The following is an 8,732-nucleotide window of genomic DNA, read 5'->3' as shown; positions in this document are numbered from 1 at the left end:
CAAAGGTAGCACTGCGTCAGCAGGATCAAGTGCAGTTACGGTAACGGCAGGTACACCTGATGCCAACAACGTTACGGACTATGCAGTTGATTTGAGTCAAAGTACCAAAGACAGTCTGGTTAAGGCAGATACAGCCTTACAAAGTGTGGTGACGCAGATTGACGGAGTTGATGTTAAGACAGTCAATAAAGATGACAACAAGGTTAACTTTGTGACTGGAGACAATGTTGAGTTAACAGCGAATGCGGATGGCAGTATCACGGTTGGTACGTCAGCGGATGTGACGTTCAATACAGTGAACACGACGAACCTGACTGCGACAGGAGAAACCAAGCTAGGCGATAGTTTTACGGTGAATAATGGAGGCAGCTACTACACAGGTCCAATTACTGAAGGAAACCATATTACCAATAAAACCTATGTAGACCAGGCAACAGCAGCATCCAGAACAGAGGTTGAACAAGGGAAAAATATTACTGTTATTTCAAGCACTGGCGTAGATGGGCAAAATATATACACTGTTGCGACAGCCGATGAGGTTGATTTTAATAAGGTTACAGTTGGTGATACCACAATTTCAACGGATGGTATTGTTATTGCCAATGGACCAAGCTTAACGAAAGATGGTATTAGTGCAGGCGATAAAAAAGTAACTGATGTTGCGGAGGGAATTATTAGTGCAGATTCTAAAGATGCGATCAATGGTAGTCAGCTTTTTGGCTTTGCTAATAACTTGACTCAACTGTTTGGCGGTAATGCTCTTTATAGTAATAACCAGATTAACTGGAGCAATATTGGTGGCACTGGACAGAATAACATTGATGATGCAATTAAATATGTAAATGATCAGGTTGCAAATGCAAACCAAGGTTGGAATGTAAGTACTGATTCAGGTTCGAATGCGACAAGCACAGTAAAACCAGGTCAAACAGTGAATATTAATGGTAGCTCTGATAATGGTGTATTAGTAACGAATTCTGGTAATAACATTAAAGTGAGTTTGGCTGATCAGATTAAAATTGGTACAGGAGATAAAGCGGTTTCAATTGATGGCAATACTGGAACAATTCAGGTTGGAGATGTTCATATTGATGGTGAAAAAGGCAATATTTCGGCTGGAAAAGTTACTGTTAATGGTGAAGCTGGTACAGTTAATGGATTAACAAATACGACTTGGAATCCTAACAATATTGTTTCTGGGCAAGCTGCTACTGAAGATCAATTAAAACAAGTTGCTCAAAATGCAAATGCAGCTGCAACAGCTGCTAAAACAACTGTATCGTCTGGGGAGAATATTACTGTTTCAAGTACTAAAAATGCTGATGGTAGTACGAATTATCAAGTGGCAACCAATAAAGATGTTAAGTTTGATACCGTTACTTCTGGTTCAGTTACCACAAATAAAGTTTCTGTAGGAAATATTACTATTGATCAAACGGGTATAAATGCTGGTGGCAGTAAAGTTACAAATGTAGCGGATGGCACAATTAACTCTACATCGAAAGATGCGATTAATGGGTCTCAGTTACATGCGAGCAACACCAATATTTATAACTACTTAGGTGGTGGTGCCAATTATGAAACCAATACAGGCCCTACTTATAATGTGGGTGGAGGCTCTTACAATAATGTGGGAGATGCTCTGAATTCTTTAGATCAACAAGTCGCTAATGTAAGTAATCAATTAGAACAAGCATTCTATACAACGAATAAACGTATCGATGATTTAGAAGATCATGCCAATGGAGGTATTGCTCAAGCAATGGCAACTGCTGGATTACCACAAGCTTACATTCCAGGTAAAAGTATGATGGCAATCAGCGGTGGTACGTACCGAGGTGAATCTGGTTATGCAATAGGTATGTCATCGATTTCAGATAATGGAAAATGGGTCTTTAAAATGTCTGGAAGTGGTAATTCCCGTGGTGATTTTGGAGGAACTGTAGGCGCCGGTATCCAATGGTAAGCCTTTAGTGATTATTAGGCACATTGAATATTTCAGTGTGTCTAATATAAAGACTACTTAAAATTAAATTATCGAATACAAAATTTATACGGGAATTCAGATATGAAAAATTTATTTATCATGTGTTTAGCAGTGGGAATTTTTAGTGGGTGTTCAACTGGTACGTTAATTACAAAAGAGGGTATGACTGACAATCCTAAATGGCATAAAGCTAATGATGTTATTTTTAATAAGGAGTTAGGAACATTTCCAAATTTACAAAGTTTAAGCCAAGTTCGTTCAGGTATGACAAAAGATCAGTTATATGAATTAATTGGACGACCACAATATGATGATGGGTGGAGACCAAGAGAATGGAATTATTTATTTCACTTTAATACACCTGGCAAAGGTGAAAATGGCATAACTACTTGCCAATATAAGATTTTATTTGATCAAAATATGATTGCAAGCAGTTTTTATTGGAATCCGATTGATCCGGAAAATGCTGCTTGTCCTCCATCATTCAATCCACCAAAGAAAGAAGAGCCTAAACAGCAAGTATCAATCAAACGTTATACACTAGGCGCAGATGCATTATTTGCTTTTGATAAAAGTGATCTGAATCATATAAATCTAAAAGGAAGGGAGGATTTAGATCGTTTGGTTGCAGAACTTCATAAATTTAAAGAAATTAGAACAATTCGGATTTTGGGATATACAGATTACTTAGGACGGGAGGTTTATAACTTAACGTTATCTCAAAAAAGAGCAGAAACGATAAAACAATATTTTTTGAATAATCAAATCAACGCCCAAGTTCTTATTGCACAAGGTCTAGGCGAGCAGGATCCTGTAAAACACTGTGCAGATGGTCTTTCAAAAAATCTATTAGTGAAATGTCTAGAACCCAATAGGCGCGTAGTAATAGATGTTGATGGTATCATTGAGTAAAAAAATTCATATATTATTTCTATAAAAGGCTTATTCATATTGAATGAAGAATAAGCCTATTTTTTTACAGAATTAAATTTTTCAAATCGTTATTGATAATCAAAATAGTTTTTTGTATAAATTTTTGTTTTTATTTGAAATATTTTAATAATTTAATTTCTTTTAATATTGTTTTTTTTATATTTTTAGACATATCTTAGTGTTATAAGAAACTTAATAATTCTCTTTTTAACATCAACACAGCTTGTAGAGAATGAACCAAGTGTACGAAATAGTCCGTTAGTTTATAAAAAAAAGCCTACATTTTTTTAAAAAAAAGCCTACAATTTATTAGGTTGAAAAAGTATAATTTTATTAAATTAAAATGTTTTTTAACTTTCTAACTACTATTGATTTGGGGAAGTCTATTTCATCTCACACTGGAGTATGCATGGGTAAAGAGACATCGGCTTTGGTAACTTCTAAAGACATGATGTTGTCTCATGACACTGAAACGACATTAGAACATGCTATCAGTATTATGCCTGAGTTGGTTCGTTGGCTTATTAAAACTGGTATTGGTTACAATGAGTTTTCAACCGCCCTAAAGTCGGTATTTTATAATGAAGCCATTAAAGAGCTAGACTCTATTAAACAAAAAAAAACAGACTCTGCTGTTAGCTTATTATCTGGTTTAGGGCGACGTGATGTCAGAAGTTTTTGTCAGACCTATGGTGAGTATAGATTAATTAATCAGTTTAATCAGCAATTACCTATTAGTGTACCTGCTCGTGTAATAGGTTTATGGATAGGACAAAAACTGCCAACCCAAATTCCTTTTAATGGGGAGGAACCAAGTTTTGAGGGCTTGGTTAAGCAGATATCTTCTGAAAAGCATCCAAAATCAATATTACTCGAACTTAAACGATTGGGGTTGGTCATAGAAGAAAATAATCAAATTATTTTGCAGAATTCCAGTTTTACTCCAGATCCACAAATGGATGAAAGTAAGCAACTATTTACTCAAAATATTTCAGATCATCTTGCAGCCGGGATTAGTAATCTAACGCAAAAAACCAATTTTTTAGAACAAGCTATTTTTGCAGACGAGTTAAGTCCTGAATCTGTAGAAAAGCTTAAAAAATTAAGTCTTGATATGTGGAATTTGATGTCTAAGGCTATCCTTTCTTCGGCAATAGAATATTGTAAAAACGATGAAAGATCCCCTGACGCGAATAAACAGTTTCGTCTGGGTATTTTCCAATATGATAAATAAATATTGATTCACTCTCGACTTTTAAATTTATTTTTCCACCCAATTTTTTTTAAGCCTCTCCATAGAATAGAATATGAGACTTTATAACCAAATCTATGTTCAAAAGGGTCTATTAATTCTCTGATTTTAGAGAAGGGTGTAGATTTTACAAAATCTTCAAAGCTTTTTAAGTCATAAATAGAAAAGGGTCTGCCAGTACGAGTAAGTGGTAGTGGTTTTAAATCTTGTGTTGTTTCTTCAAGAGCAATCCATTCATCCAGTGTTGATCTGGCAATCTTAAACTGTTTACAGACTTTTGACTTATGTTGCGTTTGTTTGTAAGCAGCCATTACATTCTGGCGAAAGTCTAAAGAATACGCACGCATTGAATTTAACTCATTTCCCTAGTGTCAACTGTTTAATAAAAACTTACTGTTTGAGCTATAGTAATTTTTTCTATTCAAATGTTACAGTTCTATCTCCTTTTGTTTAGAGTCACTCAAAGGAAATGTACCATTATTTAAAAAATATGTACATATTGCACATATTATTATTTTTTTAAAATTTTATTTCCCTCTCACATAATTTTTTTTATGAAAAATGGTTTAATTGCACATTTTTGTTTGTCAAAAAGTATGTTTATTGTTAAATTATATTAGGTTTTAATAAGACCGGAGTTCCAGACATCATAGGATTGTAAAAGAATATATTTATTTCTGAATACCTAGATTTTTGTTAGCTACTTGAATTCTATAAAATTTAAATTTTATAGTGATTGAATAATTCCAAGTATTTAAGTTTCCTATAAAATATTTCATGAAAAAACAGGTTTAAAGGAATTTTCTGTTTTTTAGTTCTTACAATATTTATTGAGATAACTCATATGCCTCATTCGCGTCTTACACTACCATTAGTATCTGTAGGTTTATTTATGCTCTCGGGTTGTACTGGAGAGGATGGCGGATTTAATGTTGGAGTGACTTTAGGGGGGACTGGCACAGGTGAAATGACGGTTGGCACCGAAAACCCTGTTACTAATCCTCGACCAAATCCAGGTTCTAATCAAATGGAAGATGATGGTGAGTATGCTGTTGCTTATCCAAATCCTGTAACACAATATTGTGGCGGTGTAGAGCGAACAATTCAATTTGTTAGACACTATGCTCCATTTATCCCTATGAAAATGGGGGATCGGATGGATCTTTTGGGAATAAATAGTGGATTGAAGGTAAGGTATAAATTACAAGTCATTGTGAAAAATACGACATCAGAACCGATCTATGAGTACATCAACAGTTGTAAAGCTGCTATACAATTAACGGGTTCTAAAACAGAAAAAGAAACAGAAACAAATTATTGTTTAAATGATGAAACTGTTAATACTTATCAACCCAATGAAGAAAAAACATATTACTATACTTTTAATTTACCTAATATCTTGCAGAATTGGACTGCAAGTTATACTTCACAATATTCTAAACAATTATATCCAACAATGTACGATGATGATAATGAGAGCCTAAGAACTCATTGTGCTGCGCTAAGTACAATATTATTAATGGATGATTATCCATCAAGTAAAGATGGAGCTCCTCCACAAACATCTGAACAAGAAAATGGTTCTAACTCGTCGGAAGGAAACTCAAACAATGATGATAGTACGACAGAAGAGCCCCCAATCTTCGGTGGGTTTGATTTATAAGTTTAAATTTAAAGTAGACTAAATTTAACTTAATTTTTCTTTCAAACTGCTCTTCATCTAAGCCATCTACTTCAGTATGGCTTTTTTTATCTCTTATTCTCTTAGAGAAATTATTTACTTTATCCGCATAAGACGCTACTGAGCTTAAAGTCACGCAGTCACAAATTTTCTATGTTAAAAATGCACATAATTAGTTGTGGATAAAAATAACAATTTTTTATTAAAAAAATAAATTAAAAAAAATATTAAATATTAAATATTTAAATTTTTAAGAGAATTTTTTTGAAACTATTTTCATTTTTAATATAAAAAGCATAGTTTGAAATAAAATAAAAATGTGTAAAATGCACATAAATCATGGTGTGAATTTGATAACTTCACTTTGCATATATGAGAACTGCTTCACAAATATAGAGATAACAATGGTTTTTACTTTTAACGTTTAGGGAATGCTATATGTATAAATTGCGATTGTTAGTAATAGCTGTGTCAATTGGACTGTCTGCCTGTGCAGCCAACAATTATTCCCAGCCTACAGGTTTACGGTTTCAAGAAGGGGGCAACGATAAGGCTCAAGTAATAAACGTAAAACGAGATGATAAATTATGTGCAGAAGATGCTCCGGAAAAGCAAAACTGTCCTATTAATTTCTATATAGACAACATTCAATCGGGTAGCTTCTATATTAATAATGCAGCGCAGTACCGTTTGAAGCCTGAAATTTACAATTTCAAAGTTAAAAATTGTACTTCTCAAGAGTGTCAATCATGTGATGTAGACCTTCAAACCAATCAGTTATCCGACAATAATTTGACCCTTTCCATAGATAAGAATGGCAAACCTTATATTTTAAATAATGGAAAAGAACTTGTTTGCTCAAAAAAAGAAGAAACTCCAACTATTGAACACACTTCAGTAATCCAATTATCAGCAGATACTTTATTCAAATTTGATGGTTCTACACTTAATGACTTGCTGCCAAAAGGGCGCCAAGAAGTAATGGATTTAGCTTCTAAAATTTCGCAGGGATACGTCTCGGTAAGTGCAATTAAATTGACTGGTCATACAGACCGATTAGGCAATGACAATTATAACCAAAAGCTGGCGCAAAGCCGGGCGGATACTGTACGGAATCTTCTAATCCAAAATGGGTTGTCTGATAGCGTTATCAGTACAACAAGCAGGGGAGAAGCTCAACCTGTAACTGATGGATGTCCTAACGTTAAATCACAAGAAGCCTTAAAAGCCTGCTTGCAACCAGATCGTCGTGTAACTGTCGAAATTACTGGGATTTCTAAGTAATTACCAATTTATGGAATAAGAAGTTTAGGTGAAATATGACTAATTTTATCGTAATAGAAAAAGATTCATTAGAGAAATCAATAGTTAATTCGAATCAGATTACTTTAACAGAAGCATCAATCGTTCATACGAAAATGCATCGTGATGATGTTGAGGAATTTATCCGTGACGGTAATAACTTATTACTTAAATTGAAAAATGGAGAAGTAATAGTTATTGAAAATTTCTTTACTGCTTATGATGAAGTAATTTCTGACTTAGTATTTGAAGAAGATGGATGTGTTCTTTATTGGTTCGATGGGGTTTCTGACTTTAAAGGTATTCCTGGGTTAGAAGTATTACTACCAGAAGCAGGGAGTCAACTTGCTAGCCTTTTACCTTGGTTAGCTGGTCTGGGTGCTGTTGGGGGGATAATTGCTGCAACCCATAATGATGATGATAATTCCCCAAGTAAACCTAATGGTGTGAATAGTATCCAAGTTTCAAGTGATGGGCTTGTAACGGGTAACACTGAAAATATTCCTAATGGCAGTAAAGTGAATGTTACCATTACGGGTAAAGATAAAGATGGAAATTTAATTAGTCAGGAAATTGAAACAACTATTAATCCTGATGGTAGCTATACAATAGAAGTGCCAAATGACTTTGCTGATGGGGATTTAAAGGTAGAGTCTGAGGTTGTAGATCAAAATGGTAATATTGTAAAAGCCGAAGATGGTCTTGTGAAGACTGATCATGACAATGATCCATCTACCCCAGAACAAGGTGGTTTAGACCGAGTTGACGGATTAATTACAGTTGATATCGATCCAGCGACGAATAAGTTAACAGGTACGACTACAGATGTTCCTGCAGGTAGTCCAGTGACAATTACAGTAACAGGTACAGATTCACAAGGTAAGCCTGTAACGGAACAGGTTCAGGCAACGGTTCAGCCGGACGGTACCTACACTGCTGATCTTCCAGCGACCATTAACCCGAATGCACCGATTGAAGCAGAAGCGAAAGCGACTGATAACAATGGTAAACCTGTGACTGACACGGACAATAGTGCAGGTGTGGCAGACGGTAGCATTACTGTTGATATTGCAGACTCGGGCACAGGTCAGATCAGCGGTACTACAGTTGATGTAGCACCGAACAGCAATGTTGTACTTACCATTAAAGGTAAAGATGCAACAGGCGCAGATGTTGAGATTACCCGTACTGTTCAAACAGATGCTGATGGTAAATATAATTACCAGTTAGTAGCAGGTGATGGTATTGCAGATGGTTCATCGGTTGATGTACAGGCAGTTACGAAAGGGCTGAATGGCAAGGATGTAAGTGCGACCGATACTTTGGCACCACAAGGTGACAATGATAACGATCCGAATACACCGGCAGATCCGGGTCTTGACCTTGTAGCAGGTGCGATCACTGTTGATATCGATCCAGCGACGAATAAGTTAACAGGTACGACTACAGATGTTCCTGCAGGTAGTCCAGTGACAATTACAGTAACAGGTACAGATTCACAAGGTAAGCCTGTAACGGAACAGGTTCAGGCAACGGTTCAGCCGGACGGTACCTACACTGCTGATCTTCCAGCGACC

At 35.4% G+C, this 8,732-nt stretch carries 7 protein-coding genes; 6 read left to right on the top strand and 1 reads right to left on the bottom strand.

Annotated features, from left to right (window positions below):
- From J690_RS23285 to J690_RS23275, 3 genes are all read left to right on the top strand, one after another.
- The coding region (locus tag J690_RS23285) for a YadA-like family protein (protein WP_032038782.1) at positions 1-1,966 on the top strand (1,966 nt) is incomplete at its 5' end.
- Between the two features lie 102 nt (positions 1,967-2,068).
- Positions 2,069-2,899 (top strand): OmpA family protein, encoded by an 831-nt coding sequence (locus J690_RS23280; protein ID WP_032038780.1) that lies wholly within the window; start codon positions 2,069-2,071, stop codon positions 2,897-2,899.
- A 430-nt stretch (positions 2,900-3,329) separates the two neighbouring features.
- Complete coding sequence (locus J690_RS23275; RefSeq protein ID WP_000514224.1) at positions 3,330-4,154, top strand: hypothetical protein; 825 nt, start codon at positions 3,330-3,332, stop codon at positions 4,152-4,154.
- Positions 4,155-4,162: 8 nt separating this feature from the next.
- Here J690_RS23275 and J690_RS23270 read toward each other — a convergent pair whose 3' ends face one another.
- Positions 4,163-4,519: an IS630 transposase-related protein gene (locus J690_RS23270; protein ID WP_001203192.1), complete on the bottom strand. Its 357-nt coding sequence runs from the start codon at positions 4,517-4,519 to the stop codon at positions 4,163-4,165.
- A 497-nt stretch (positions 4,520-5,016) separates the two neighbouring features.
- Here J690_RS23270 and J690_RS23265 point away from each other — a divergent pair, with 497 nt between their 5' ends.
- The 3 genes from J690_RS23265 to J690_RS23255 all read left to right on the top strand — a co-directional run.
- Positions 5,017-5,835 (top strand): hypothetical protein, encoded by an 819-nt coding sequence (locus tag J690_RS23265; protein WP_001120776.1) that lies wholly within the window; start codon positions 5,017-5,019, stop codon positions 5,833-5,835.
- A gap of 456 nt (positions 5,836-6,291) precedes the next feature.
- A complete protein-coding gene (locus J690_RS23260) occupies positions 6,292-7,137 on the top strand; it encodes an OmpA family protein (protein ID WP_032038777.1) in 846 nt (281 codons plus the stop codon).
- Positions 7,138-7,172: 35 nt separating this feature from the next.
- Positions 7,173-8,732 (top strand): BapA/Bap/LapF family prefix-like domain-containing protein (locus J690_RS23255; protein WP_032038774.1); only part of this gene is annotated, 1,560 nt, incomplete at its 3' end.

The sequence above is a fragment of the Acinetobacter sp. 742879 genome, from assembly GCF_000588535.1.
GTDB lineage: Bacteria > Pseudomonadota > Gammaproteobacteria > Pseudomonadales > Moraxellaceae > Acinetobacter > Acinetobacter pittii.
This window is presented reverse-complemented; position numbering and strand designations above follow the sequence as displayed.